Source organism: Mycoplasma sp. ATU-Cv-703 (genome assembly GCA_004011965.1).
In the GTDB taxonomy this organism is placed as follows: domain Bacteria; phylum Bacillota_I; class Bacilli_A; order Mycoplasmatales; family Metamycoplasmataceae; genus RYZV01.
The window spans coordinates 480886-507300 of record RYZV01000001.1 but is presented as its reverse complement, the minus strand read 5'-3'; the positions used below and the strand labels follow the sequence as shown (position 1 = coordinate 507300).

Here is a 26415-nt window from a genome sequence, read left to right as displayed (position 1 = left end):
ATCTCCCCGTTTTGACTCTCATTCAGACTTATTTTGATTATAACACTAGCATTAACCTCTCGTTCTGGGTGACCTTACTTGGGGCTTAATTGGTATAATTTTTTCAACATGCGAATTAGTCAATACCGCTCCTCAGTTAGCAACTTACCAGTCAAACAATGAAAAAAGCACAGTCGTGCGATCATTAGCGACTTTCAGTCTCTCCGACACTTAATTAAGATGGCGGCCTGGAGCGCTTGAATGCTGATGACTTTTTTTACTCTTGTTATCAGTGGTCTAATCGTATTGGGAATTTTTTACTCCGACCGGGCGGTTTGAATAATCATCGGTTCGGTCGGAATTTTGCCGCTGATTGGTTTTATTTTCTGTCTGAGCAGCATTTTCACCGGAGTTGATTACGAATGGAGTAAGACCAAACACGGACTTTACCAAATTTACCTTTTTGACCAAGGTTGAGATTTTTACGATCAGTGACCCGACTTGGTTGGCAGCAAAACGCTTGAACTAATTAAGAAATACGGTCAATCGATTGGCCATGATTTTCGTCAACGACTAGGTCTAGCCCAGATTAGACTGGCGATAATTTATAGTTGCTACTTAGAGAAAAGAAAGTGGCTTGTTTTTGCCGCTTGGTTTTCGCTAATGCCCTTTTTGCTTTTATTGCTGCCACCCGCGCGGAATAAAATCACCCGACGTAAAGCCCAACTTGTCTAACCACGTCGGCTCAGTTGTTAAAAGCAGATATAATGTTAGGAGCGATGTCGTTCACGGTTATTGTTCCTGCTTATAACGCAGTCCCATTCATTAGCAAAACCTTGCGCTCGTTAGAGCAACAAACTTACCAAAATTTTGAAGTCCTAATTATTGATGACGGTTCAACTGACGGTTTAAAAACCGCGGTTGAACCTTTTTTAGATAAACACGCTAACTGACGTTACTTCCGCAAACCAAACGGCAACTGGGGATCGGTGATTAACTACGTTTTACAAAAAAAACTGGTTAAGAACCAGTACGTGACTATTTTAGACTCTGACGATTGGTTTGTTCCTCGTGCTCTAGAACTTGTTAACCAACAACTAGTTCGCGATCCGACAATTGATGTTTTAATCACAAAACTAATTAGGCTAATGAACGGAAAGCAGCGTGCCCTGCCCGTTATTTTGTTTAAGAGTAAGTACATCAGCGCTGCCCAAGCTCGATCGCCGCTTTCGACTCCCCACGGAAAGTTTTATCGGCGCGAACTTTTTTACCAGCTTCCTAAGTTGCGCGAAAAAGTTTCTTACCAAGACACAATTCTTTTCAATTACTTAATCTCTAAAGCCAAGCGGATTTACTACCTTGGCGAGCCGCTGGTAGTTTGGTGAGTCGACCGACCGGGCAACTCCACCCAAGCTAAGTGGGATCAAAAGCGCGTTGATCTTTGGCTTGATAACATCGAAGAAATTGACAAAATGGACACCGACCGCGAAGTGTCGGCCTACGCTTTAATGTATCTTTGGGAACTGAGAAGACGCGCTCAAAGTGTTCCTGAGCGGAAAGCTAAAATTAACACCCGAGGAGTCCGTTTTAAATGGATCCCCTGGTACATTCGCATGCTTTTTCCCGTTAAGACTTATTTTCGGCTAACAACCCGGAAGTACCGAGCCAAACCGAGTGGTCGGAAAAAGAAGTCCGGTTAGTTAAGTAAGTTAAAAGCGTTTTGACCATCACTCCTTGACCGCGTTTTTTAGCGTAAGCAGTTCCGGCAATGTCAAGGTGAAGGTGTGGTTTTCCCTGGTTAAACTCAAAGAGAAAAGCGGCCGCGGTTGACATCCCGGCTTTAACTTCGCCCGGAAAATTACTTAAGTCAGCAGTTTGCGATTTACGCATAATTTCGCGGTGTTCGCGGATAACGGGTAGTGGCCAAATTCGCTCTTTGGAAATTTGACTGGCTTGTCCGAATCGGTCCATTAAACTCGCGTCGTTAGCCATCACGCCGGTAAACCAAGGTCCAAGCGCGCGACTAGCAGCGCCAGTTAAAGTCGCTACATCAATAATCTCGCTCACATTTTTGTGTTTAATCGCGTAAGAAATTCCGTCGGCTAAAACTAACCGACCTTCGGCATCGGTGTCCTCAATTTCCACGAATTTACCGTCTAAAGACTTGACAACCGATTCGACTAAAGTGGCCGTTTTACCAATTCGGTTATCAGTTAAACAAGCAACTGCCACTACGTTAACCGCTGGTTTAAGTTCAGCGAGCGCTTTCATCGTCGCGCAAACTGCCGCGGCTCCGGACATATCAAATTTCATTCCGCTCTGAAAGTTGCTTGGTTTGAGCGAGTAACCTCCGCTGTCAAAAGTAATCCCCTTACCGACCAGCGCGATTTTTTCCTGACTTTCGGGTGCTCCTAAGTACTCAATCACAACTACGCGCGGCTCGACCGGACTGCCGGCGTTAACTGCTAAAAGTAGGTTCATACCCAACGCTTGAATCGCTTTTTGGTCAAGTATTTCTAGTTTTAGTTCGGCTACATTAGCTAGTTCAGTTCTGATTTTGTCGGCAAACTGCTCGCTGTTTAAAAGGTTGGGCGGAGTGTCTTGTAAATCGCGGGCTAAGTTAGCTGCCCTAGCAACGGTCAGTAAATTTTCTAACTGGGCATTTTTCTCGCTGCTTGGTCCTTGGCTGTCGACCAAAGTTAAACTGAAAACGTCAGGAACTTTTTTGGGCTTAACGCTCAGTTTATAAGCCGGGTGCTTGGCCTGGGCTAAACTCCAAACTATTAGCCGGTAAAGTTCACTTTCTGTTAGTTTGGCAGCCTGGAACGAACCTAGATCAACTTGCAGCGGCTGGTGAGCTGGTCAGCGGGAAAAAAACTGCCCCAGGTGCTCAGCAATTTTTCAATAGTCCACTTTTTGAACCGGGCCTAAAAATAGGTCAGCGGTTTTGCTTTTAAAACACAAATTACTTTGCCCAACTTTGGTAAAGTAGGTGCTCTGGTCAATTTCGCCAAAAACCACGCGGCAAACAAAGAGCTCTGGATTAACTACACTTGAAATTTTAGCTTCTATTTTCATGGTAAAAATTATAACAACTTTAACTAGACAAACTCAAACCCAATCCCTAGACTAGGATGCTTTTAAGCATCGGGGTGCTCAGTTAGTCCTAAGTAGTTGGTATAATTGATGAGAAACTAATGGCATCTGAAATTATTTGCCGGAGTCTTAAATACCAAAAAAGTCACATCCAATTTTTGACTAACCGGAGCGAAAGCAAAAAACTAATCATTTACTTACACGGTCTAGATGGATCGGCTTCGTTTGCGCGCCCGCTTTTTGACGCTTTTAAAAATTACAAGATTGTTGCCATTGAACAAAGAGGACACGCCAACTCTCAACTCAAAGCTTCTCGTTCAATCGCCAAACACCTGAAAGATTACCGTTTTGTCGTCAACCATTTTCGTGCTTTGGGTTACCGAGTTTGGCTGCTTGGTGAATCGATGGGTGGTTCTTACAGCGTGCTTTTTGCTTACAAATACCCCGAATTAATTGAAGGGGTCTTTGCTCAATCAATCCCCAGTAAACTCGTTAATGTTTTCAAAGCCTCGCGCTGGGAACAATTTAAAGTGCAGTTTTTAACTAGCATTTCCTACCTAACCAACATTAACTTTGCTTACCAAACCCAAATTAACTACGAGCTTTTTTCTAATAACCGGGCTTTACACCGGTTAGCACGTCTAGCTGACCGGAACAAAAACCGCCAAATCCGTGAAACGCTCGCCACTTGAGCCGCTAACAAACGCGCTTGACGTTACATGGCCAAAAAAGTGCCCCAAAAGCCGGTCTACTACTTTCAGCCTGGGGATGATGTGGTAGCCAACTTACCAAAAGTCCGCCGCATATTTGCCCAAAAAAAACCCAATTTAACTCTAATTTGAGTGCCCCACGCCCGTCACATTTTGACTTACGAAAAGCAGTTTTCAATCGTGGTTGACAAAATTAAGTCGGTGTTGGATTAAAGTATCCCTATAATTAAAATACCAAGCAATCACCGCTAAACGCCTAGCAAGGAGCAAATAATTCCAATGAAGTACGACCCCCACACCAGCTTAATTCAAACGCCTGACAAAAGAAACGAAAACGCTTTAATTTTGACCGGCCAAATTTTAACGATTATTTTCGCCTGCATTTGGTGTTTCACCATCATCGGCATGCTGTGGGGGATTCCGATGATAATTGGTTGTATGCAACGCATCCAAGGCAAAAAAACTGTTACCTTAACTCATTGCATTATTGCGATTCTTTTTTACTGAATTGTTGGTGGTGTTTTAACGCTAATCGGCGCAAGTCAAGAAAAACTAATTTAACTAGCTGTCTCTGAGGCGCTCGGGTCAGCTAAAACCATGTAAAGATCATCATTAACCCAAACGGTGGCACCGACGGGAACTTTGGTGTTTCTTCCGACCGGACTCTTTTGGTTAATTTTGATGACGTTGTGAGCTAAAAAATGTTTCACTTGACCGCCCGTTGAAACATAGCGCATCTTCTTGAGAAACTGTCCAATTGTAATGGCAGGTGGATAAACGTAAACTTTCATCTTAACTGTGAATTCGCTCTTTCATTTGGTGGTAAATTTTGGTGATTGAAGTACTAGAGTAAGTAGCCTCAATCGCTTTAGCAATAAACTCAGCTAACGAAACGACCGTTAACTTAGCTGACTTAATTGCGCCCACTTGCTCAATCGAATCGGTCACCACGATTTGATCAATTTCATCCGATTCGTTAAAGATGTCAAAACCGCGCGAAAAAATGCCGTGGGTAGCGGCCACGATAATTTTTTTAGCTCCGGCCATTTTTAAATGTTTAGCCGCTTTGACAATCGTTCCGCCCGTGTCAATCATGTCATCAATAATTACCAAGTCTTGGCCTTCAACGTTTCCCAAAACGCCTTGAATCGTGGACTGGTTAGGTCCAGAGCGACTTTTGTCAATGATGGCAATTTCGCTTGGTCCGCCGAGAATGTCGGCCAAAAGACGGGCTTTAACGGCTCCGCCGTGGTCGGGAGAAACAATCATCAAGTTTGGCGCGAGTTTTTTAAGTTGCTTGGCCAAAATGTACTGACCGCGTAAATCATCAACGGGTAAATCAAAAAAACCTTGGATTGAAGGATTGTGTAAGTCAACGGCAATCACTTTGGTCGCTCCGGCAGTCGCAATTAAATCGGCAACAAGTTTAGCCCCGATCGGTTCGCGACCTTGCGATTTACGGTCTTGGCGAGCGTATCCGTAGTAAGAAAGCACGACTGTGATTGAAGCAGACGAAGCTCTTTTAAGCGAGTCAAGAAAAATTAAAAGTTGGACGATGTTTTCGTTAACGGGCGGCGCGGTTGCACCAATCACAAAAACGTCTTTGTTGCGAATTGTCTCGGTCGACTTTAAAATTGTCTCGCCGTCAGCAAAAGTGGTCACATCAATTTTGGTTAACTTAATTCCTAATTCACGAGAAATTTTTTGCCCCAGTTTTTGGGAGTTAGGCATCGCAAATAAAACGACTTTTTTTCCGTTCATGTTAGTGGTTGAGTAGATTATATAACGATCTTAGCGCTTCACCACTAAGTTCTTCGGCTCTAACTGTCTGCTTAAAACCGCGCTTGTCTAAAACTGAGTGAATCTTCTCAAGCGGATAAAAATTTTTTAAATTGTTGACTAGCGTTTTGCGCGGATAGGCAAAAGCGCGGCTAATAAACTCAAGTTCGGAAGCGTTTTTTTGCCAACTCACTCCGGGCTTAAAAGTCAAAACAACCAAAATCGAGTCCACTTTGGGACGCGGTTTAAAACTGCTTGGCAAAACACTCTGGTCAAGTTTAACTTGGCAAAACAAGTTGGCGCTCAATGTCAGTTTGCCGTAATTAGATTGACCCGGCTGAGCGGCCAGGCGCAAACCGACTTCCTTTTGGACCATCAAAATGGCTTGACTAAGCGAGTCGCTAAAACGGAAAAGGTGAAAAAGAATCGGCGCGGTTAAAGAGTAAGGAATGTTGCCAACGACTAGCAGGGGCTTTTGGAACTGACTAAGATCGCTTTTTAAAAAATCGTCTTCCACCAAAGTTCAGTTTTCAAAACTAAGCCGTTTTTTTAAAAACTGGGCTAGACGAGAATCAATTTCATAACTGACTACTTTTGCGGCTTGGTGAATTAAAAACGGCGTTAAAGCGCCTAGACCAGCGCCTATTTCCACGATTGTCGCTCATTTTTGGTTGCTAACAAGTTGGCTAATCCGGTCTAAAACGATTAGGTCAACCAAAAAATTTTGACCCTTACCACGCGTTGGTCTAAAGGCAATTTGGTTCCAAATATCAACTATCTCAGACGGACTAAGCGGCTTTTTTGCGGAAGAACCGGCGGGCGTTTTCATAGAGAGCCTCAATCACTTTCTCGTCTTTCTCAGGACGAATCCGGGCGATAAATTCGGCGACGTGTTTTACGTAAGCAGGTTGGTTAGTTTGACCGCGGTAAGGAGTGGGTGTTAAGTACGGAGTGTCGGTCTCGCAAATTATTTTGTCAAGCGGAAGTTGGCGGGCAACTGACTGGACGTTTTCGGCGTTTTTAAAAGTTACGATTCCCGAGAAGGAAATTAGTCCGCCTAGCTCAATGAACTTAAGCGCTCAATCAAGATCGCCCGTGTAACTGTGAATTACAAAGCGAAGTTTTTGGTACTTCTTTTGACTAAGCACGTCGTACACAGCTTGCTCGGCAGAGCGCATGTGAACAAGCAGCGGTAAATTGTGTTTCAGACCATAATCGCAAAAGAGCTCAAAAACGTGACGTTGAACTTCCAGCGGCGGATTAGCCTCGCGGTAAAGATCAATGCCAATCTCACCAAGTGCGATGATCGGCGTTTTTTGAATTTGTTTAAAGATGCTCTTGTCGTAGTCCGCTTGAGCGCTGTCGGGATGAATACCAAAAGCCAAACCTAGTTTGGGGTGAGTTTTAGCGAGTTGACGAACTTCTTGTCAATCCTCTAAGTTGGTGCTAGGCACAACGATGCGATCAACGCCCGCTTCGCGTGCTAAAGCGAGTGCAGCCTCAACTTGCTGCTGGTTAAAATAGGGCTTGACTAAATGGGCGTGGCTGTCAAAATAACGGGGCTGAGCCATGCAATAATTATAGACAACTAACTGCCGACTACGACTACAGCCGGCTTGATTACCCGGTCGTGAAGTTTGTAACCCACTTGTTTGACGCTCACGATTTTATTGGCACGACCAGATTTTTTCTCGGTGGAAAGAGCGTGGTGAATTTCGGGGTCAAACTCCTCACCCACGCGAGGCACAATTTTAATTAGTCCGCCTTCGCTAAGGCCTTCGCAAAGTTGGTCAAACAGCATTTTAAAACCGGTTAAGTAAGCTCGGACAGCTGGGTCTTTTTGCTCAGAGCCGGTTTGGAGAGCTTGTTCAATGTGGACGATAGGTCCGATAATTTTTTCAACTAGCGGCTGCGATCCGTAGCGGCGCAACTGCTCTTTTTCTTCTTTAACTTGTCTGAGCAAATGCTGCTTAGCCTTTTCAAGTTCGGCTTGAGCCTTGGTTTGGAAACCTTTGGCCTTGGTTTGAAAATCGGCGATGTTTTTTTGGTTTTCAAGCTTTAGCACCAAGTTTTGACTTTCTAAATTAGTTAGACTGGCGCGCAAAGTTTTAATCTCTTTTTGCAGTTCACTAACCTTTTTAGCAGAATTATTAGCTGCGGCTTTGGAACCGGCTTGACGTTTTGGTTTGGGACGAGTCGGTGATTTATGCGGCTCTTTCTGGGACTTGGGCGGTTTTTTCATCGTTAATCTCCAAATTAAAAACTACTTTTGACTTGGTCAAACTCCTGACTAAACTGGCGTAAACGCCGGTTTAGTTTATCTCAGCGACTAGCAAAATTGGCAAAATCTTGTTTTAGTTGAGCAATCTCATCATAAAGTTTATCACCTTGGACCTTAGTTTTCATTTTTTTAAACAGAAGCAAAGCGAGAAAAAGTTGGATGGGTCCGACTAGGTGAACGCCTTGTTCGCGAGCGGCACTAATTAGTTCGGGTTGACGTCTTTTTAAATAGTTGAAAACCGATTCGCTGGGCAAATACACGAGCATAAAAGGCGCGACGTGGTCAACATCTAAAAAAGACTTGACCGACCTTAAGTAAGTTTGCAGTTTGTCAATGAAAACTTTTAACTGTTCGTGACGTTTTTCTTTGTTAGGCAAAACAAACGCTTTGTGGTAAAGGTCAAGCGGCGCTTTGCTGTCAATGATAATGTTATTCTTTTGATCTCTGACTCCGTAGAGCATCGCGTCAAAAGAATTTTCAGCGTCGGCGTACTGCCAAACGTAGTAAGTCTTATCACCACCTAAAACTGCTTCTAACATTTCCCGGAGCGGAAATGTCTCGCGCTGATGGTCCGAGTGAGCTGGGCTAATCAGTTTGACAATTTCGTCTTCATCTAGTTTTGTGTTCTCCACTCCGCTCATTAAAAGCGTTAGTTGAAAACGCAACTCCTCAATTCGCGTGTTAAAACTTTGCAATTGGTGCTCGCGCGTTGCGCCAATGTCGCCCACCGAGCGAGAGCGCTCGCGCAGGCGGTAAAGGTAAAGACTAAGACCAATTCCGACCACCAATACAATCAAAAACACGACTAAAATTACCGTTAAAAATTCTTGCACCTTACTCCTCCTTTAAAAACCGTTCCAGGAGTTTGATCGCGGTGCGCGCTTCCTGGTAGTTGAGACGGTTTGATCCCACGATTGAAATTTCTTTAGTGGTGTTATTGAGATGAATTTTTTTAGAGATGATTGAGATGTTGTCAGGACGAACGGCAATTTTTAAATTTTCCTCGTCGCTTAGTTTGCCTTCAATCGAAGACCAAATCGATTTATTTTCAATCATGTCAAGTAGTTTAGCTAAATCCTCGCGTTTAATTTCGGTTGACTTAACTAAGTTTCAATTGCCGTAAACTTTGTTAGAAATGTGGTGGTGAAAATCAAAAATCTTGCCGACAAAAGTGGCGATTAACTCCTCGTAATGTTTGACACTCTTAGCTAAAAGCGGTGCCAGCGCAGCAACTTTGCTTGAAAGCTGTTTTAAGGGCGTGTCAGCTAAACGCTCTTTAAAAAGTCGCACGGCAATCCGCACATCGTTTAAACTCAGATTTTCGGAAAACTCCAAAATTTTAGATTCAACCCGACCCGTTGAAGTGACTACGACAATCGTGGCTAAATTGTGGTCGATCGGCGTTAGTCAAATTGATTTCATTAATTCGTCTTCGGGATGGGTGCTAGTGACTAGTGTCATGCCGACCACTTGACTAATCGCTTTGGCCGCTTGGTCAAGCGCTAAATCGATCGAAATACGTCGGCGGGCAAACACATCTTGGAGTTTGCTGAGCAAAACATCATTACTCTCAGTCGCAACGTTTTGAGCGTAGTGTTGGTAGCCTTTGGTAGTCGGAATGCGTCCCGAAGAAGCGTGCGCTTTTTGGAGATAACCGTCTTTTTCAAGAGCAAACATTTCGCCTCGAATCGTCGCTGATGAGAGCGCTCCAAAACGCCAACGACGCGAACGAGGTTGACTAGTAAAATGAGCAGAAGCAACAGGTTGGCCGGTTTGAATGTACTCTTCCACAATCGCTTTTAAAATTTCAATTTGGCGCGAAGTCATAGCAAAAAAATTATAGCACTTTAGTGCTAACGGACTTTTGGGCTTGCTCAACTAGCTCAACCAAGTTAGTTAAAAGCATTAAAATCGTCACTGGCCCCACGCCGTAAGGCACCGGCGAAAGAGCGCCTGCTTTGTGTTTAACCGATTTTTTGTCAACGTCGCCCACCACTTTTTTAAAACTAGGTAAAACTCCGACCTCATTAATTCCCACGTCAATGATGACCGCACCCTTTTTAATGTGCTCGGCTTTGATTAAAGATGCTACGCCCGTAGCCACGATCAAAATGTCAGCTAGTTTGGCTTGGGCGATACCCGTGTTTTTATCAAGCCGAATAACGCGGGCACCCTTTTTTTCGCAAAGGTCGCTAACAGGGCTTCCGACTAAAAGCGACTGACCGACAACCACCACGGTTCGGTTAGCTATTTTGATGCCGTAATAATCTAAAAGTGCCAAGATAGCCCGCGGCGTAGCCGGAATAACCTTTTTATTTAAACTAGAAAGCCCGTCAACATCTTTTCAAGGCGGCACCGCGTCAAGCACGCGTCTAGAGTTAACCTTGCTAGGCAAAGGCAATTGGACAATTAATCCCTCGGCACTGAGTGAGTTTTTTCTAACCAAATCTAGCAACTTTTTTTCGCTAATCTCTGAGTTAACTTGAACGTGTAAAGTCTTGATGCCAATCTCTTGAGCCTTAGTTATTTTCGCTCGCACGTACCGCTCAGAAGTTGGGTCATGGCCGACTTGCACAATCGCCAAACGCGGTGCAAAAGGTAAGCGTTTTACTCTTTGAATTAACTCGGTAGTTAATTTTTGGGCTAACTGGCGGCCATCAAGCGTTTGCATAATTAAGACAATTATAGAGACTATCAATTGGGTAAGAAAAAACCCTCTGGGTTAGAGGGCGAAACAAATGAAGTTACCTAAATGAAAATAAAAAAGAGATATAAAAATCTTATCTGAAATTGAAAATGAGTTGTGTACTTATGCTTTGGGTCTTGCGACCCAAATAGAATGGTATCACATTTATTCAGTTAGTTGACAAACTTTTCTGAGAAAAACTAACCATTAATTCAACAAATTACTTTTAAGTTTTTTGAGCTGATCTTTTAACTGAGCCAGTTTGGTTTTTTCTAGCTTGACTTTTTCCCGCGGAGCCTTGGATTGGAAGTTAACGTTAGCTAATAAGTCTTCGGCGCGTTTAATTTCACTCGCTAAATGAGTCAGTTGCTGGGTCTGACGTTTCTTCTGACGCTCAATTTGCTCGGCCGGTAAAATCGCGTAAATCTTTTCGCTGCCCGCCAAAAGCAAAACATCGCGGTTAGTCTTTCTCTCTCCGTTAACTAAGTGGTTAAGCATCTTCTCTTCGGAGTCTTTTAGTTTAGTTTCGGAGTCGTAAAAAATTTTTTGACGGTGACTAATTTGGTGAAGTGCGCGAAACTCTCTCAGCGCTCTGGTCAAACTGATGACGCGGTCAATGTAAGAAACGTCGCGACTAGTTTTGAAAGTTGGCCAAGATTTTTCTAAGAGTTCTTCTCCGGTCAACTTTTCAAATAAGTAATCGCTCAAAAACGGTAAAAACGGGTGAACGAGCACTAAAAGTTGACTTAGTATTTGACTAGCAAAGTGGTAATTAGGTTCTGTTTTACTAAACTCCACGTACCAGGACGACAAATCTTCCTGAATGAATTGACTAATCGCCTGCCCAGCCAAAGTGAGTTGGTACTGGTCTAACTTTTTGGTCAATGTCTTGGCTAAAAGAGCCAGACGTTTTTCGATTCATAAATCAGTGTCTGACGGCTTTTGGACTGACGTATGCGGCATTACATGCATTATGTAGCGACTTACGTTTCAAAGTTTGTTGAGCAAGTTCCAAGCGGCGGCAATTTTTTGGTACGAAAAACGAATGTCCTGCCCAGGCGTTGAGTTTGTCAGCAAAAACCAGCGCAAAGCGTCGGATCCGTACTTGTCAACCACCTTTGTCGGATCAATGCCGTTGTCGCGTGATTTGGACATTTTTTGACCTTCTTCGTCACGAATTAATCCGTTGAGTAACACCGCTTGAAAAGGCGTTTGACCCGTAAACTCAAGCCCGAAAAAATACATCCGAGCAACTCAGAAAAAGATAATGTCATAACCAGTTACCAAAATTGAGAGCGGGTAGTAGTCTTGCAAAAGCGTTTTTTTACGCGGTCAACCAAGAAAACTAAACGGACCAAGCGCCGAAGAAAATCAGGTGTCAAGCACATCTTCGTCTTGGCGTCAACCAGGACCAGGCGAATCGCTTTGAACTTTTACTTTATCACCTAAGTACCAGGCGGGAATCCGGTGACCTCACCAAAGTTGGCGACTTATCGTCCAGTCGTGCGCGTTTTTAACCCACGTTTTGAGCACCCCTTTAAAACGTGGAGGGAAAAACTGACTGCCCTGAGCTGAGTCTAAATTTTCTAAAACTCGGCGAGCAAGCGGAGCGATTTTAATGAACCACTGCGGTTGGACAAGAATTTCAATCACCTCGTTTGAGCGTTGAGAAAATCCGACGTAACTAGTGGTGTCTTCCTCTTTAACTAAAGCGCCCGATTTTTTCAAACGATCAACCACGACCTTGCGAGCTTGAAAACGGTCTAAGCCAACTAAATCTTGGGCGTTAGAATTCATTTTGCCTTGGCGGTCGATTGATTCAATTAAAGGTAGTCGGTTGGCCTGGATAATTTCAACGTCAACCGCCGCGTGAGCCGACACTTTCATCACGCCCGAGCCACGGCGATGCTCTACGTGCGTGCTGGCAATGATGGGCAAAACTGCGCCTGTTAGCGGGCTGAGCGCTTTTTGACCGACCAAAGAAGCATAGCGTTTGTCGCTGGGGTTAACGGCCAAGGCCACGTCGGAAAACATTGTTTCCGGGCGCGTAGTCGCTACTAGCAATTTTTTGATGCCGTCAACTAAAACGTACTCAAAGTAGTACATTTTGCTGGCGACGGGACGGTTTTCTACTTCAATGTTAGAAATGACCGTTTGAAGTTTGGGGTCCCAATTAATCGCGCGAATTCCGCGGTAAATCAATTTGCGCTGGTAAAGAGTGATAAAAGCTTGGTTTACCGCTTGGACAAGGTCCTCATCCATGGTAAATTTTTGGTGGTTATAATCAAGCGCTAAACCAAGTTTTTGCCACTGGTCAACAATTTTTTGAGCGTAGAGATTTTTTCACTTCCACACCTCTTTGATAAACTTCGCGCGACCCAGTTCATGACGGGTGGTTTTTTGCACTTTAAAAAGGTGCTGCTCGACTCTGACTTGGGTGGCAATGCCGGCGTGATCAACCGCGGGCAGCCATAAAACATCATAACCTTCGAGTTTCTTGAAGCGAACTAGCGTGTCTTGGATGTAAGCGTTTCAGGCGTGGCCCAGGTGAAGTTCGCCCGTCACGTTCGGAGGGGGCAAAATTAAACTGAACTTTTTTAAACTAGGCTGATGGGTTGAAAAATAACCTTGTCTAACCCATTTCAGAGCTCGACCTTTTTCGACTAAGCGGTGGTCATACTTTACTTCCATCTTACTAATCATTGTACTAAAAGCCTAATCGATGTTTGGTCGCAAAGCCGAACTAGACAGACTAGCTTGTTCTGGTTTAGCTAAGAAAAAAATCGTCTTTAAATCGGGGTTAATTTTTTGGTTAGCTAAGGATAGTTCACGCTCATAATTTCAGTCAGCATCGCCGCGGACACCGCGAATTAAAAAGTTGATTCCGGCCTGGCGAGCAAAGTCAGCCACGTAGCCTTGAGTCAGCGATTTGACCACCGCACGTGGATGACGGACTTTTTTTTGAACTTGCGCCAAGCGCAGCGACATTGGAGTTTGCTTTTTAGCCGGGTTGTTAGCGACTAAAACAATTACTTGGGTAAAAATTTCCAGCCCGGCTTCTAGCACCGACTGGTGCCCTTCGTGCCACGGGTCAAAAGAACCAGCTAAAATGGCGCGCTGAGTTTGAAATTTAGCCATTAATAACCGTGCCGTCTGATTTTAAAACCAAGGCCTGGGTTAGTTCGCCTTTTTCAGCCGCGCTCGCGTTTTGCAAAGTAATGGCCGCGATTTGATCTAGAGCTGCGCTAGTAAAATAAGCTTGGTGAGCGCTAACAATCACGTTCTCGGCTTGGAGTAAGTAATTTCAATCCGGGTCTTCCTTGGCCAGCCTTTTAGAACGAGTTTGCAAATCGTAAAAAAATCTCTCGCGTTCGCGCTCAAGCACATCTAGTCCAGCGCCGGCCACAATCCCTTTTTTAAGCGCTCAAACTAAGTCCTTAGTTTTGACTAACTCACCCCGAGCGCAATTAACTAAAATAAGGCCGGGTTTGACTTTTTTAAAAACTTCCTTGTCAAACATGTGGTAGGTTGTTTCGGTTAAAGGAGCGTGGAGCGAGATAAAGTCGGATTGAGTGAGAAGGCGATTCAAAGAAACGTAAGTAAAACCGTAGTCGCTCGCGTGCTCGGGAAAACTCTTGCGAGCGTACTGGTCAAAAACGAGCGTGCGCGCTCCCATGGCGTTTAAAATTCTAATCAAACTAAGTCCGATTTTGCCAGCTCCAACAATCCCGACAACCGAATTTTTAACCATTAAAGCTTGCAGTCCGACCAGCGAAAAATTTCACTTTGAGTTGCGCGCTTTGACAATCGGCAGTTTGCGATTAACGGCCAGCATCAAAGTTAAGGCGTGTTCAGCCACCGATTCAGCCGAGTAATTGGCGACTCTAAAGACGGCAATGCCCAGTTTTTGAGCTTCGGCTAAATCAATTTGTTCGTAACCCATTGAACGTTGAAGCCAAACTTTAACACCTAGCGCGCTGAGTTTGCGTAAAACCGCGGCTGAACCAACCGTGTTAACAAAGCCGCAGACAGCTTGGTGACCAGCGGCTAGATTGACCGTTTTAGGCGATAAAGTTACATCAAAAAAAGTTAGTTTATGGCGAAATTGCCGGTTCACGCGGGTAAAGGTTTTTTCATCATAAGGACGAGCGTCAAAAATTGCGATTTTCATCAGATCCTTTGTTTGCTTGTGATTAACATTATAACGCCAACTAAAATTGAACCTAGGCCAGGGATTTTTTTATAATGGAAACTGCCATGGCAAAAATAAAAATCGCAGTTGGTCACACTAACGATAAGTACGTTGAGAAAAATAACTTCGTTGTTTTGAAAAACACCAACCAGTTTAACCACCGAATTGACTACTCGCTGACTCAGCAGTTTGCTTTCGTGCCGCGTTTAAAGCAAGATGATTCCGAAAAAAGCGTTTGGCAGTACTTGGGTAAAACTGAGCATTTACACGATCCAAGCGATTTAGAACTTACCAAAGTCGCAAAGATGCTGGCCCAAATTCACCAGAGCCAACTGAAATTTCCGCCTAACAACTTGCGACGTCGACTTCACACTTACCTCAAAATTATCCACAACAAAAATTTGCGGGTACCGCAAATTGAAAACTACTACCGTGAAATGATCAGTCTCCTAGCCAAAATGAAAAATGTCTACCCCTCGCATAACGACGTTTGACCCGAGAATGTGCTTCGAGATGCTAAGGGTAAACTTTGGTTAGTCGACTGGGAATACGCCACGCTTGGAGACTTTTACTTTGACTTAGCTTTTTGAATCGAATCAGCCCGGTTAAGTCCAGCGCAAAGCGAAGTTTTTTTAACCGCTTACGAAAAAAACGCTGATCGCGTGGTTGAGCCTTTAATTCTCAAACGCTACCAGCGGTTTTGCCACTACTTAACGCTGCTTTGAGCTTACGCTCAACCAGAAATTCCTTTTGAAGTGGACTGAATTAAAAATTACCTTGACACCAACAAACGCTAGTTTCGTATGTACAAATACCAACGCAAAACCGTCATTAAAAGCGTGACGTAGGAAACTAAAATTTGAAAACTCATGAATGCGATAAAACGAAAAGCAAAGTCGCTTTGGTAAGCTAGCGTGTCGCGGTAAAACTCCGATGTGCGACGCAAAACCCAAATTTGGTAAGCCGAGTTAGCTAGGACAAAGAAGGTTAAGAGCAAAGTTACAATTAGGTAAATTGTGTCCGAAAAAATTCCCATCATGTAAAGCACAACTTCAACCATCGCGAAAACAAAGTAGAGAACGGCGGCGGTTATGATGAAAGGTCTTAGTTTGCTCAAATCTTTAGCGTACCAACCAACTAAAGCCATCGCACCAAAAATTAAGGTGCTGACACCAAAAATAGCGACCAGTTCAATTGCTCTTAACAAAGCAAAAAAGACTCCAAAACCTAACCCCGTACTCAAAATGTAAAGAAAGTAAACCGAGTAGATCATTTTCTGGGAAGCGCGTTGCCAGTTAAAAAGCCAAATTAACGAGAGAATAAACGAAACCATGATCAAAACGTTGGAAGAGATCATGAGGTAAAATAGCCTTCTCATAGCGGACGAAGTTGCCCGGAACATTGAGTAAACCTCAAAGTTGTAGCGACCAAGATCTTTCAAAACGCCAGTCGCGTCAACAACTAACGCCGCGCTGACCGCGACTAAGCAAATAAGACCAAACGAAACGGCGACCCAAGTGAAAACGCGGGTTAACAGAGCAACTTCGGTCGTCGGATGAGTTTTGATTTGACTAAATAGTTTCATAGGTTATCCTTTTTGAAACGATTATACCACGCACAGAACCTAAATCTAACTAGCTGACTTATGTTCGAAATTTCTTTTTTTAACGATTTCTTGGGAAATGTTAGCCGGCACTTTTTCGTAATGGTCAAAGTACATTTGGTAAGTTCCCCGACCGGCTGTCATTGAGCGTAAATCGGTCGCATAACCAAACATTTCTGCGAGCGGCACGTGCGCTTTAATGATTTGCACACCATCTGAACGAAGTTCGTTTTCGCGCACTTGACCGCGACGACGGGAAATGTCGCCCATCACGTCCCCAAAGTAAGCTTCGGGCACAACGACTGAAACATCCATGATCGGTTCTAATAAAACTAAACCAATCGCGTCTTTACCGTTTGTCAGAGCTTTTGAAGCGGCGATTTTGTAAGCCATTTCAGAAGAGTCAACCTCGTGGTAAGATCCGTCAAAAAGAGTCGCCTTTAAGTCAATTAGAGGATAGCCAGCTAAAACACCACTTTCCATCTTGGCTTTTAGTCCAGCTTCAATCGCTTTAATGTATTCCTTAGGAATTTTACCGCCCACAATTTTGTCAACAAAAACAAAACCGCCGTCAGGATTTGGTTCAAACTTAAACCAAACGTGACCGTATTGTCCGCGACCACCCGACTGTTTAATGTGTTTACCTTCCACGTCAGCAGTTTTAGTAATCGTTTCCCGGTAAGAAACTTGCGGTTTACCAACGTTAGCTTCAACCCCGTGCTCTCTTTTTAGTCGGTCAACGATAATTTCCAAGTGGAGTTCACCCATGCCGGCGATAATAGTTTGACCAGTTTCATGGTCGGTGTAAGTTTTAAAAGTCGGATCCTCGTTAGCTAGTTTTTGTAGACCAAGGGAAAGTTTTTCCGTCGCAGCTTTGGAAGTTGGCTCTAAGGCGAGCGAAATAACTGGTTCGGGAAAATTCATTTTCTCCAAAATTACTTTCGGTCCTTTGTCAGACACGAGCGTGTCACCCGTGGTAGTTGACTTTAGACCAACCGCGGCCGCAATGTCGCCCGCGTAAACCTCGTCAATTTCCTCGCGGTTGTTGGCGTGCATTTGCAAGATGCGACCCATTCGTTCTTTCTCGTCTTTAGTAGTGTTAAAAATGTAAGTACCTTTTTTTAGCACTCCTGAGTAAACACGGAAGAAAGTCAGCGAACCAACGTAAGGGTCAGACATGATTTTAAAGGCAAGCGCCACGAAATTCTCATCATCGCTCGCTTTGCAAATCACTTCGTTGCCCTGTTCGTCATGACCTTTGGCCGGAGGAATGTCAACTGGTGAAGGCAAGTAATCAATTACGGCGTCTAAAAGCGGTTTAATCCCTTTGTTTTTAAAGGCACTGCCACAAACTACCGGGTAAAAATCGCCCGTTAAAGTTGCTGCTCGAATCGCGGACTTAAGTTCTTTCTCCTCGATTTTTTGACCTTCTAAAACTTTGACGAGCAAACTTTCGTCAAAATCGGCGACCGCTTCGATTAATTTTTGCCGCAATTCTTCGGCTTGCGAAAGAAGGTCGGCCGGAATTTCAAGCGGATTATCGTAACCCTTTTCTTCAGCGTCGCCGCTAAACTCATAAGCGCGCATCGCCACTAAGTCAATCACACCTTTAAAGTCATTTTCCACGCCCATGTTAAGTTGGATCGGAACCGCGTTGCCGTTGAGACGTTTTTTGACCGAGTCAACCGCCAAAAGGAAATCGGCACCAGTTTTGTCCATCTTATTAACAAAAACTAGTCGCGGCACCCGGTAGTCGGTGGCTTGACGTCAAACAGTTTCAGTTTGGGGTTCAACACCAGACTGAGCATCTAAAACAGCGATGGCTCCGTCGAGTACCCGCAAAGAACGTTCGACTTCAACGGTGAAGTCCACGTGACCAGGGGTGTCGATGATGTTAACGCGTTTGTCTTTTCAAAAGGCTGTCGTAGCCGCCGAAGTAATCGTGATACCACGTTCTTGTTCCTGTTCCATTCAGTCCATTTGTGATTCACCCGTGTGGGTCTCACCAATTTTGTGAATTTTACCGGTGTGGAAAAGAATCCGTTCGGTTGTGGTTGTTTTACCGGCGTCAATGTGAGCCATGATACCAATGTTGCGATAATCTTGAATGGGATATTTTCTAGCCATGTCAGTTTCCTATTTTTACCAGCGGTAGTGGGCAAAAGCGCGGTTAGCTTCGGCCATGCGGTGGCTTTCGTCTTTTTTCTTGACGGCTCCTCCGACTCCTTTGGAAGCGTCAATAATTTCGTTAGCAAGTTTGACTTCAATCGTTTTTTCCGAGCGCAAAACGGCGTACTTAACTAGCCAGCGCAGCGATAAAGCCATTTTCCGACGTTCGGTTACTTCAACTGGCACTTGGTAGTTAGCTCCACCAATTCGGCGAGTGCGCACTTCAAGTTGAGGAGTGATGTTTTCAATTGCCTTTTTAAAGACTTCCATCGGGTCTTGGTTGGTTTTTTCCTTGACTAAATCAAACGAGCGGTAAAGAACTTTCTGCGCCAAAACTTTCTTACCTTTTTTCATAATCGTGTTGATTAACTTTGTAATCACTTTTGAATTAAAAACTAAGTCTGGTAAGACTGATCGGACTGGAGCGCGGTTTTTTCGTGACATATTTCTCCTCCCTACTTCTTATCTTTCGGTTTTTTAGTGCCGTAGCGTGAGCGACCTTGTTTTCGTTTGTTAACTCCGGCTGTGTCTTGGGTTCCTCGCACAATCGTGTAACGAACTCCGGGCAAATCCTTAACTCTTCCGCCTCTAATTAAAACGACCGAGTGCTCCTGCAAGTTGTGACCCTCACCAGGAATGTAAGCCGTTACTTCGATTCCGTTGGAAAGTTTGACACGGGCGTACTTACGCAGCGCCGAGTTGGGCTTTTTGGGCGTCATAGTCCCGACCCTAGTGCAAACTCCGCGTTTAAAAGGTGACGGGTTGCGGGTCACTCTTTTTTGCAACGAGTTATAGCCGTAACCGAGCGTAGGCGCTTTGCCTTTCTTCTTTTTTCGCTCGCGACCAAAAGTAACTAATTGGTTAATTGTCGGCATTAAATTCCTTTCTTTTTTCCGATCAAGTCAAATGAGTACTGCTGATTATACAACAACTAACCCCGTGTATCAAAAAATTGCCTAACCGGTTTAACTAACCGGTTTTGGGACGATTTTCTAGCGACCCGATGTCACGCGCAAAATGTGACTCACAAGTTCTTCTTTGTTCATTGTTTCGGAGCCGAAAATGGAAAGCTTTTTAGCAATTTCGCGTAGCTCATCAACCTTGAGAGTTTTGAGACGGGAAGCCCGTAAGTTTTTGGGTTCCTCGGTTTGATTAACTGCTGGTTTGGTTGCCTTGGGCGCTGGAGCAGTTGGCTCTTTGAGATTAGTGGTTACAGGCTGGTCAACTGAGGGCGCAAAAGGAGCTAAGGGATTAATTCCTCGTCCTTCGCGAACCGCTTGTTCCATTTGCTGCTGCCACTGAATAAAGCGCTCGTCATGACGTAGACGTTCCACATACTCGGAAAAACTGAATTGTTTACGAATGGCGTTAACTTTGACCGCGCAAGTGCACCAGACTCCGATCACGACAAAGAAGTTAACAAACTGGAAAATTGAGCCTGCCGTGTCAAAAACAGATCGAATTCGCAAAAGCATCATGATCACTTGGACAAAGGCCATCAAAGCCCCGCCGCCAATTATGTAAATTGACAAAGTGGAAATGTAAGAAAAAGAGTGACGGCGGTAAGAGCGCGTGACGGTAATTAAGTAAAGCGTGAGACCGACTAAAATGACGGAAATCAAAACGATTGGCAATGTCAAATAATCAATCGTGAATTTGCGGTTAGCTAGCTCTGAGTAAACATTGTCAGCTTGGTGAGGATAACTTTCGCGAAAAAGTTGCTCTAAATTGTTGACGATGGAATCACGGTCTAAAATGTTCAAAATTGTGCCAGTTAAATGGATCGCTAAAATTACCAAAAAACCGATTCCGAACAAAATAATCCAGTGTCGGTAACGATTTTTTTCGTTCTTTCACAAATCCTTGGGACGAGGAACATTGTTAAAATTACCGATCCCCATCAACTGTTGCTGTCTCATCAACCTAGTTTCCCCCTGGCAAATTTTCTACCACAATTTTAACACAATTTGCGTCAAAAATTATTAAACTACCCTCTAAACTAATTCGACTTTAATCGCGGGTCCCATCGAAGCTGAGACGGTTAAATTTTTGATGTAAGCGCCTTTAACTGCCGCAGGACGAACGCGCTTAATGGCAGCGACGACTGTTTCTGCATTTTGAATTAAATGTTGGGAATCAAGCGAAACTTTCCCAATTGATGTGTGAACAATGCCAGTTTTATCGGTTCGGTAATTAGCTTTACCCTTTTTAACTTCCCCGACAGCCCGGTCTACGTTCGGAGTGACGGTGCCGGTTTTGGGGTTAGGCATTAGTCCCCGGGGTCCTAACACTTTCCCGTACTTAGCTAAAAACGGCATTGTTTTGGGGTCGGTGACAATGATGTCAAAATCAAATTTTTCTTTGGACAAAATCGCTTTGGCGTCATTCTGGTTAGCGACCTCATCAGCTCCGTTAAGACGAGCGAGCTCCTGGACGTTAGTGTCGTCGCTAATCACTAAAACGCGCACATTTTTACCAGTTGGGTTAGGCAAAGCGACCGATCCGCGCAACTGTTGATCGGCTTGACGAACATCAAGATTGAGATTAAAAGCTAAATCAATTGATCCGTCAAACTTAGAGTAGGAAGTTTCCTGGGCCAACTTAATCGCCTCGGCAAGAGGATAGTGTTTTTTGCGGTCTACTTTTGATCAGGCTAAGATGAGTTTTTTTGATTTGCGTGCCATGTTTATTTCTCCTCCTTGCTTTGGTCAGTTTCTTCGTCAGTCTCCTTGTCTTGCTGCTTAATCGCGCTTACTTCAATTGGCTGATCCTTAGACTGAGTTGCTTGCTGCAGATCTTCTTCAAGTTGAGCCTCTTTCTTAGCTGCTCAATCAGCCTCTTTGGCCGCTTCCTTAGCGGCTTCTAATTCGGCCTCAATGTTGTCAACGCCCTCAATTAAAACGCCCATGTTGCGAGCTGTTCCGGCGATAATTCGCATCGCTGCTTCCAAGTCGTTAGTGTTAAGATCAGGCAATTTGTACTCGGCAATTTGCCGAAGTTGCTCTTTCAAAATCGTCCCAACTTTTTGAGTTTTGGAGTTGGGTGAACCTTTTTCAATTTTGGCGCTTTGCATAATTTTGTAAGAAGCAGGCGCGGTAAAAAGTTTAAAGTCAAACGACTTATCGCGGTAGACGGTGATTTCAACCGGTACAGGTTCATCGCCTCTAGCTCGCGTTGCGTCGTTAAACTGCTTGGTAAATTCGGGCATAACGATGCCCAGACCAGCAAGCTCTGGTCCTGGTTTAGCTTGTCCGGCGTTAAACTGAAGTTTTGCCACTCGGACGACTTCTTTGACTCTAGCCACGAGGTTTCCTTTCTCTGTGTGGTCAAGCGGACTGATTAAAGTCCTTCCACTCGCTAGTTAAAAATGTTAAGCAAATTTAATTTGCTCAGTAAGTATAACAAAGTTAAACGTAGACATCGTGGAGAATTCGCCAAAGCATGTAAGAGGTCAGCGCCACCGAAGCGCCAAGCATTAGCAGCGACAAATTCTTAAAGAGAATGAAACGTTCGTACTGGCCCGTCACGATTACAAGCGACCAAAAAACCATCGATAGTGAAGTGGCCAAAATCAAAATGATTAGGACAACACGACTGTAAAGCGTTGTGCGCAGTTTAATTAGTCAGGCGAGAGCAATTAAAATGTCTCATGCTTCAACGCTAATAATTAGAATCGCCAAGACTAAACCGACGAGCGAAAGGTGGCGTTGCGTGGGGCTGGTGTAGTTAAAGATGTAGTTTTTATCAATGATTAGTAAAACGTCAAATGTGATAACTAGGGCCACCAAGAGCAGTCCCGAAAGTAAGAGTTCACTTAAAACAACCTTTTTATCGTGGTAGTGAACTTTCCGACGAAAGACCCACATCAGCGGAAAATGACGCATTTAGAACCTAGTTTAAATTATAACAAAACGATTTGACGCTCCCGAGAAACCAGGCCTTGCCATATAATAAATGCATGTACAGATTTAACAAACACATCACTAGGACAATCCATGCGCTAGTAGCCTTGGCGCTGGTAGCAATTAGAATCATTGAAACATTTCGAAGCGTAACTCACTGACCTCATGTCAGTCTTGACTTAACATCTGACGAAATAGACGCCTTGCAGTCGCTCAATGTGCGGGATATTTTTGGAGCTTTTGGTAGTCAGTTTGTCTACTTTACAATTATCACCAACTTTATTTTCGTGGTAACTTTGGCGCTCAGTTGGATCGGACACGTCAAAATCAATTCCTACTGAAAAACCGCGGTGATGGTTTATTTGAGCGTAACGGGAATCGTCTTTTTCCTTTTCATTGCTCCGATGGTGAAATGGGGACAATCAGCCTACTTTGATTTCACACTGATCCATGAGCATTTAATCGTGGTTTTGGTCGGAATTTGGTGGTTCGCTGTCACTCCGGGAGCAACCCCAAACTTAAAACTTGAGTGGCGTAAAAGTCTAACCGTAACGATGGTAATACCGCTTTTTTACATGGCCTTTACGATCGGACTTTACGCGGCAACCCAAGGCAACGTGGCCGTTTATGCTTTCCTTAACTTTCTCAATGTTTTCAACTTAAAGTTGCCAGTCGCTTACTCGCTACTCATCTCGATTACGTTGGCCTTAGTGACAATTTTGTCTTTTGTCGGACTGGCGTTTGCTTGGTACAAACTCCAAAACATCCAAGCCCGCCAAATGGACGAAATATTTGTCTAGACTTTTTTACGCGGCGGCAACTTTCTTTCTTGTCCGCGGATAATCCGCTGAATGTTTTGGTAATGCATCGCTACCACTAGTAAATGAGCCGCTAAAAAACAAAGCGCGTTTTGTCACCAAAGTGAAAGGTGAGCGATGGGCATGTCCCAGACAACTTTAAAATTAGCTCAGTCAAAGGCAAAATAACAAATTGAGCCGATTAAGATTCAAATTCCAGGTGCAATAATTGAACCAAGCGAAACAACGCGGGTTTTTTTAATGATCAAAACAAAAATGAGTAAACCAAACGGCGCCAGTCACCACTGGTAAAAAGACAAGAAACCGAAAAGACAAGCCACGCCCTTGCCGCCTTTAAAGCGGAAGTAAACCGGAAAAACGTGGCCTAAAATGGTGGCGATCCCGACAACTGGCACAAAAGCACCGGCAAAAAAAGGTGCCCGGACTTTTAAAATCCAGGCGATTGAAAGCGCTAACAAAATTTTAAAAACGTCAAAAACGCCCGTTAGACGCCCGGCGCTAAGACCGTAATTACGCCGGATATTAGTCGCCCCGGCGTTGCCCGACCCTTTTTTGCGAATGTCTTCCCTTTTAAAAAGACGCGCGAAAATAATCGCAAAGTTAACCGAACCGATCAAATAACCGATCAGCATTAAAATTAACGTGGCAACTAGATCTCATCCCAACATAGTTTCCTACTAGTGACCTAGTTTAACAGCGCTAGTTCACTAACTAAAGCACAATTTAAACTAATTATAAATTAATTGGTTTCGCTCGGAATAACCACGGCTCACTTGCGGTTGCGACGAACTTCAAACTTAACCACGCCGTTAGTTTTGGCAAAAAGTGTGTCGTCGCCTCCTCGGCCCACGTTCAGTCCAGGGTGAATTTTAGTGCCGCGCTGGCGGTAAATAATCGCGCCGGCGTGAGCAAACTGACCATCAGAAAGTTTTGCGCCCAGTCTTTTACTGTGCGACTCCCGGTTATTTTTGGAACTTCCGCCCGCTTTAACTTTTGACATCAGTTGACTCCTTAGGCGATTTAAGACCCTCAATCGCGGTAATTTTGACACGCGTGTAAGGTTGACGGTGGCCGAGTTTGCGCTTGTGAGTTGACTTGGCGTTGTGACGGTAAACTACGATTTTGGACTGTTTAGACTGTTTTTCAATCACGCCTTGGACCTTGATGTTTTTTAACTCGTCCGGTTTTACTTGCTCTGGCAAAGCTAAAACTTGGTCAAAGGTGACTTTGTCGCCCGGCTGACCCGGAATTTTCTCGATAAAAATCGTTTGGTCAACTTTAACCAAAATTTGCTGAGTTCCGGTTTGAATAACTGCAAACATTTTCCGCTGTTCCTTTTTCTGTGTCGTCAAAACCAAGAGTTAACCGACTAGCCGTTAATCACTCGGTCAATGTTCTCCGCAATTATACTCACTTTTATGTAATTTTAAACCCAATTTTTCCTAAGTTAGCCGCTCCCAACTCGCCTAGATTGGCTTGTGCTAAAATGGGGAAAGAATGAAAAATAAACCCACTAAGGTCAGTCAAGCGACTAACACCGAAAAGCGCTGGCTAATTTTCATTGACTTAGACGGTACTTTTTTACAAGATTCCACGACTGGTCATCTTAACCCATCCGACGTTAAAGCGGTTGAACAAATGATTAAGCGCGGTCACATCGTTTGCATAACCACGGGGCGTCCTTGGCGTTCAACGGCCGAAATTTACAGAAAACTTAAGCTCGACACCGTGGTTTCTAACTACAACGGCGCTCACATTCACAACCCTTCAGATTACAACTTCCAACCTTACATCACCAACTTAAACCTTAACGATGTGATGTACATACTCGGTGACGAAGAGTTGCAAAAAGCGACCCGAAACGTTGCTTTTGAAGGGCCAGGCTGAGTTCAACTGCAAAAACGTGATCCTCACTTAGAAAACGTGTTTGGCTTTTCAAGTGCGCCCAAGTTTCACGTTGGTTTAGATTTTCACAAACTGCCGCTCAAGCCAACGGGTGTGATTGTTGACACTAACCAAAACGTTGACATTCGAAAACTGCTTGACTATTTAAAACGCCGTTTTGGCGACCTGGTTGAATTCTCATCTTGGTCAAAAGGCGACGGACTAACGCCGGTGATTGACATGACAAGATTAGGTGCCACTAAATCCAAAGCCGTGTCGCTCATCTCACGATATTACAAAGTGCCCGTTTACCAAACGATTTCGATCGGAGACGGTTACAACGACATTCCGATGTTTTTAACGACTGAAATTTCGGTCGCAATGGCTAACGCTTCGGACGACATTAAAAGTTTTGCGACTTGAATTACGAGCAAAAGTCACAAAGAGGGCGGTGTAGCAGAATTTTTGGAACTATTCTTAGCCGACCAAGACGGTAAGTTTGTGGAAAATTTACGCCGGGTTAGAACTAAAAAATACAGCGCTCGGCACGAGCTTAACCCTTTTCACCAAATCCACCCCGATTAAAATGACTCATAATAATCGCTCCGGCACTAGCTACGTTGAGTGATTCAAAATTGACTGGTACCCAAATTTTGCCTTGGGCTAAATTAGTAATTTGAGTCGGTAGGCCGCTGCCTTCGTTACCCAAGATGAGCGCTCAGGGAGATCGCGGTTTAACTTGATAAATATCTCGAGCACCTTGTCCTTGACTAACGGCGGCTCAGCAAGTGTGTGAAGCGCAAAGACCAGTTGGCCAAGTCTTTTTTTCAACTACATTAATGTGAAAGATGGCTCCTTGGCTAGCTCGGAGCACCTTAGGATTAAACACGCTTAAACCGATCACGATGACCGAATCAAAGCCAAAGGCCAAGGCGCTGCGAATTAGCGTTCCGACGTTGCCTGGATCTTGGAGCTGGTGTAAAACTAACACGCGCTGGCCAAGACGTCGCTCGGTTGGTTTAACGCAAAGGCCCACGACTGGCGCTGCGCTTTTAGTCGTGCTTAGTCTTTGGAGCGTTTTTAAACTCGCCAAAGTCGTCCCCGGACGCCCGTCAACGCTGTAAGCCTGAACAAGCAAACCAGCTTGGCGAGCCTCGTCAACTAAGTGCGGACCTTCAATTAAAAATAACTTCCCAGCGCGTTGGTGCTTAGTTAGTTTTAACTGGGCTAATTTTTTAAAACTGATCCGATGGGAAGCAAAATTTTTCACGTTTTAATTTTAGACCTTAACTGGGTTTGTCTCACCAAACGTTAAG

The 26415-nt window shown here is 44.2% G+C and carries 31 protein-coding genes; 7 read left to right on the top strand and 24 right to left on the bottom strand.

The window, feature by feature from the left end; genetic code table 4:
• Window positions 1-108 precede the first annotated feature (108 nt).
• Both CSE00_RS02325 and CSE00_RS02320 read left to right on the top strand, forming a co-directional pair.
• The gene (locus CSE00_RS02325; protein ID WP_127942975.1) at window positions 109-714 is read left to right on the top strand and encodes a hypothetical protein; all 606 of its coding nucleotides are present in this window, start codon (window positions 109-111) and stop codon (window positions 712-714) included.
• Between the two features lie 44 nt (window positions 715-758).
• Window positions 759-1679, top strand: a complete 921-nt coding sequence (locus CSE00_RS02320; protein WP_161565545.1) for a glycosyltransferase family 2 protein — start codon at window positions 759-761, stop codon at window positions 1677-1679.
• On the opposite strand, the gene CSE00_RS02315 is transcribed toward CSE00_RS02320, so the two are convergent.
• Window positions 1606-3057, bottom strand: a complete 1452-nt coding sequence (locus CSE00_RS02315; protein ID WP_127942973.1) for a M17 family metallopeptidase — start codon at window positions 3055-3057, stop codon at window positions 1606-1608. The genes CSE00_RS02320 and CSE00_RS02315 overlap by 74 nt on opposite strands.
• 119 nt (window positions 3058-3176) lie before the next feature.
• On the opposite strand from CSE00_RS02315, the gene CSE00_RS02310 reads away from it, so the two are divergent.
• Window positions 3177-3998 (top strand): alpha/beta fold hydrolase, encoded by an 822-nt coding sequence (locus CSE00_RS02310; protein ID WP_127942972.1) that lies wholly within the window; start codon window positions 3177-3179, stop codon window positions 3996-3998.
• A 66-nt stretch (window positions 3999-4064) separates the two neighbouring features.
• Window positions 4065-4346 (top strand): hypothetical protein, encoded by a 282-nt coding sequence (locus CSE00_RS02305; protein WP_127942971.1) that lies wholly within the window; start codon window positions 4065-4067, stop codon window positions 4344-4346.
• Here CSE00_RS02305 and CSE00_RS02300 read toward each other — a convergent pair.
• The 11 genes from CSE00_RS02300 to CSE00_RS02250 form a co-directional block, all read right to left on the bottom strand.
• Window positions 4343-4576, bottom strand: a complete 234-nt coding sequence (locus tag CSE00_RS02300) for an RNA-binding S4 domain-containing protein (RefSeq protein WP_127942970.1) — start codon at window positions 4574-4576, stop codon at window positions 4343-4345. The genes CSE00_RS02305 and CSE00_RS02300 overlap by 4 nt on opposite strands.
• Window position 4577: 1 nt before the next feature.
• On the bottom strand, window positions 4578-5546 hold the full coding sequence (locus CSE00_RS02295; protein WP_127942969.1) for a ribose-phosphate pyrophosphokinase: 969 nt from the start codon (window positions 5544-5546) through the stop codon (window positions 4578-4580).
• A 1-nt stretch (window position 5547) separates the two neighbouring features.
• Window positions 5548-6393: a 16S rRNA (adenine(1518)-N(6)/adenine(1519)-N(6))-dimethyltransferase RsmA gene (gene rsmA / locus CSE00_RS02290; RefSeq protein ID WP_127942968.1), complete on the bottom strand. Its 846-nt coding sequence runs from the start codon at window positions 6391-6393 to the stop codon at window positions 5548-5550.
• Window positions 6353-7135 (bottom strand): TatD family hydrolase, encoded by a 783-nt coding sequence (locus tag CSE00_RS02285; protein ID WP_127942967.1) that lies wholly within the window; start codon window positions 7133-7135, stop codon window positions 6353-6355. The genes rsmA and CSE00_RS02285 overlap by 41 nt, the downstream gene beginning before the upstream one ends.
• A 17-nt stretch (window positions 7136-7152) precedes the next feature.
• On the bottom strand, window positions 7153-7806 hold the full coding sequence (gene grpE / locus CSE00_RS02280) for a nucleotide exchange factor GrpE (protein WP_127942966.1): 654 nt from the start codon (window positions 7804-7806) through the stop codon (window positions 7153-7155).
• Window positions 7807-7820: 14 nt separating this feature from the next.
• Window positions 7821-8678, bottom strand: a complete 858-nt coding sequence (gene rmuC / locus CSE00_RS02275) for a DNA recombination protein RmuC (protein ID WP_127942965.1) — start codon at window positions 8676-8678, stop codon at window positions 7821-7823.
• Window position 8679: 1 nt separating this feature from the next.
• Window positions 8680-9672, bottom strand: coding sequence for a heat-inducible transcriptional repressor HrcA (hrcA, locus tag CSE00_RS02270; protein ID WP_127942964.1), 993 nt, complete (start codon window positions 9670-9672; stop codon window positions 8680-8682).
• Window positions 9673-9682: 10 nt separating this feature from the next.
• The gene (locus tag CSE00_RS02265; RefSeq protein ID WP_127942963.1) at window positions 9683-10516 is read right to left on the bottom strand and encodes a bifunctional 5,10-methylenetetrahydrofolate dehydrogenase/5,10-methenyltetrahydrofolate cyclohydrolase; all 834 of its coding nucleotides are present in this window, start codon (window positions 10514-10516) and stop codon (window positions 9683-9685) included.
• Between the two features lie 222 nt (window positions 10517-10738).
• Window positions 10739-13222 (bottom strand): valine--tRNA ligase, encoded by a 2484-nt coding sequence (locus tag CSE00_RS02260; RefSeq protein ID WP_161565544.1) that lies wholly within the window; start codon window positions 13220-13222, stop codon window positions 10739-10741.
• A 24-nt stretch (window positions 13223-13246) separates the two neighbouring features.
• On the bottom strand, window positions 13247-13669 hold the full coding sequence (gene coaD, locus CSE00_RS02255) for a pantetheine-phosphate adenylyltransferase (protein ID WP_127942961.1): 423 nt from the start codon (window positions 13667-13669) through the stop codon (window positions 13247-13249).
• Complete coding sequence (locus tag CSE00_RS02250; RefSeq protein WP_127942960.1) at window positions 13662-14702, bottom strand: NAD(P)-dependent oxidoreductase; 1041 nt, start codon at window positions 14700-14702, stop codon at window positions 13662-13664. The genes coaD and CSE00_RS02250 overlap by 8 nt, the downstream gene beginning before the upstream one ends.
• An 86-nt stretch (window positions 14703-14788) precedes the next feature.
• Between CSE00_RS02250 and CSE00_RS02245 the strand changes: the two genes are divergently transcribed.
• Window positions 14789-15520 (top strand): phosphotransferase, encoded by a 732-nt coding sequence (locus tag CSE00_RS02245; RefSeq protein WP_161565543.1) that lies wholly within the window; start codon window positions 14789-14791, stop codon window positions 15518-15520.
• Here the strand turns inward: CSE00_RS02245 and CSE00_RS02240 are convergent.
• From CSE00_RS02240 to CSE00_RS02205, 8 genes are all read right to left on the bottom strand, one after another.
• Entirely contained in the window at window positions 15517-16308 is a 792-nt protein-coding gene (locus CSE00_RS02240; RefSeq protein WP_127942958.1) for a hypothetical protein, read from the bottom strand. The genes CSE00_RS02245 and CSE00_RS02240 overlap by 4 nt on opposite strands.
• Before the next feature lie 45 nt (window positions 16309-16353).
• Window positions 16354-18453, bottom strand: coding sequence for an elongation factor G (gene fusA, locus CSE00_RS02235; RefSeq protein WP_127942957.1), 2100 nt, complete (start codon window positions 18451-18453; stop codon window positions 16354-16356).
• A gap of 15 nt (window positions 18454-18468) precedes the next feature.
• On the bottom strand, window positions 18469-18939 hold the full coding sequence (gene rpsG, locus CSE00_RS02230; protein WP_127942956.1) for a 30S ribosomal protein S7: 471 nt from the start codon (window positions 18937-18939) through the stop codon (window positions 18469-18471).
• Window positions 18940-18950: 11 nt separating this feature from the next.
• Window positions 18951-19370, bottom strand: coding sequence for a 30S ribosomal protein S12 (gene rpsL / locus CSE00_RS02225; protein ID WP_127942955.1), 420 nt, complete (start codon window positions 19368-19370; stop codon window positions 18951-18953).
• A gap of 117 nt (window positions 19371-19487) precedes the next feature.
• Window positions 19488-20414 carry a Rho termination factor N-terminal domain-containing protein gene (locus CSE00_RS02220; protein WP_127942954.1) on the bottom strand — a complete coding sequence of 309 codons (927 nt, stop codon included), beginning with the start codon at window positions 20412-20414 and terminating at the stop codon, window positions 19488-19490.
• Between the two features lie 75 nt (window positions 20415-20489).
• Entirely contained in the window at window positions 20490-21179 is a 690-nt protein-coding gene (gene rplA / locus CSE00_RS02215) for a 50S ribosomal protein L1 (protein ID WP_127942953.1), read from the bottom strand.
• Window positions 21180-21181: 2 nt separating this feature from the next.
• The gene (gene rplK, locus CSE00_RS02210) at window positions 21182-21799 is read right to left on the bottom strand and encodes a 50S ribosomal protein L11 (protein WP_127942952.1); all 618 of its coding nucleotides are present in this window, start codon (window positions 21797-21799) and stop codon (window positions 21182-21184) included.
• A gap of 103 nt (window positions 21800-21902) precedes the next feature.
• Window positions 21903-22379 carry a hypothetical protein gene (locus tag CSE00_RS02205; protein WP_127942951.1) on the bottom strand — a complete coding sequence of 159 codons (477 nt, stop codon included), beginning with the start codon at window positions 22377-22379 and terminating at the stop codon, window positions 21903-21905.
• Window positions 22380-22453: 74 nt separating this feature from the next.
• Between CSE00_RS02205 and CSE00_RS02200 the strand changes: the two genes are divergently transcribed.
• Window positions 22454-23197: a hypothetical protein gene (locus CSE00_RS02200; RefSeq protein WP_127942950.1), complete on the top strand. Its 744-nt coding sequence runs from the start codon at window positions 22454-22456 to the stop codon at window positions 23195-23197.
• On the opposite strand, the gene plsY is transcribed toward CSE00_RS02200, so the two are convergent.
• From plsY to rplU, 3 genes are all read right to left on the bottom strand, one after another.
• Window positions 23194-23883, bottom strand: a complete 690-nt coding sequence (gene plsY, locus CSE00_RS02195) for a glycerol-3-phosphate 1-O-acyltransferase PlsY (RefSeq protein ID WP_127942949.1) — start codon at window positions 23881-23883, stop codon at window positions 23194-23196. The genes CSE00_RS02200 and plsY overlap by 4 nt on opposite strands.
• A 71-nt stretch (window positions 23884-23954) precedes the next feature.
• A complete protein-coding gene (rpmA, locus tag CSE00_RS02190; RefSeq protein WP_127942948.1) occupies window positions 23955-24215 on the bottom strand; it encodes a 50S ribosomal protein L27 in 261 nt (86 codons plus the stop codon).
• Window positions 24202-24537, bottom strand: a complete 336-nt coding sequence (rplU, locus tag CSE00_RS02185; RefSeq protein WP_127942947.1) for a 50S ribosomal protein L21 — start codon at window positions 24535-24537, stop codon at window positions 24202-24204. The genes rpmA and rplU overlap by 14 nt, the downstream gene beginning before the upstream one ends.
• A 175-nt stretch (window positions 24538-24712) precedes the next feature.
• On the opposite strand from rplU, the gene CSE00_RS02180 reads away from it, so the two are divergent.
• Window positions 24713-25684 (top strand): HAD family hydrolase, encoded by a 972-nt coding sequence (locus CSE00_RS02180; RefSeq protein ID WP_127942946.1) that lies wholly within the window; start codon window positions 24713-24715, stop codon window positions 25682-25684.
• Here the strand turns inward: CSE00_RS02180 and CSE00_RS02175 are convergent.
• Window positions 25653-26369 carry an RNA methyltransferase gene (locus CSE00_RS02175; RefSeq protein WP_127942945.1) on the bottom strand — a complete coding sequence of 239 codons (717 nt, stop codon included), beginning with the start codon at window positions 26367-26369 and terminating at the stop codon, window positions 25653-25655. The genes CSE00_RS02180 and CSE00_RS02175 overlap by 32 nt on opposite strands.
• Between the last annotated feature and the right edge of the window lie 46 nt (window positions 26370-26415).